At 33.8% G+C, this 420-nt stretch carries 1 protein-coding gene; it reads right to left on the bottom strand.

Features of this window, described 5'->3' with window-relative positions; translation table 11 throughout:
• Nucleotides 1-41: 41 nt before the first annotated feature.
• Nucleotides 42-420 (bottom strand): integrase core domain-containing protein (locus HRG09_RS28430; protein ID WP_174104113.1); only part of this gene is annotated, 379 nt, incomplete at its 5' end.

Genomic DNA, 420 nt, shown 5'->3' with positions numbered 1-420 from the left:
TGGACTTGTCAACATTTACTGGACACTAAGTTAGGTGAATATTATGAATAGGCTTTCTCAAATTCGATAGGAGAAAGATAATCCAAAGAAGAATGCATTCTTTTTGTATTGTAATACAACTCTATATATTTAAATATTTCTGTCCGAGCTTGTTCAGGTGTTTTAAATTTGGCACCTTGAATAAGCTCTCTTTTTATGGTTTTGTAAAAGGATTCCATCAATGCATTGTCATAAGGGTTTCCTTTTCTACTGACACTCGAAACAGCACCATATTTTTTGAGTGTGGCTTGAAAATTACTGCTTGTATACTGAGACCCTTGGTCTGTATGAATAATTAATCCTATTTTCGGATGTTCTTTCTTATATCCTTGTAAAAAAGCGTCTATCACGAGAGAATCTTTCATACGTGTACTCATGGAC

Origin of the sequence: Bacillus sp. Xin1 (assembly GCF_013314535.1) — a bacterium.
Classification (GTDB): Bacteria; Bacillota; Bacilli; order Bacillales; family Bacillaceae_G; genus Bacillus_A.
This window is presented reverse-complemented; position numbering and strand designations above follow the sequence as displayed.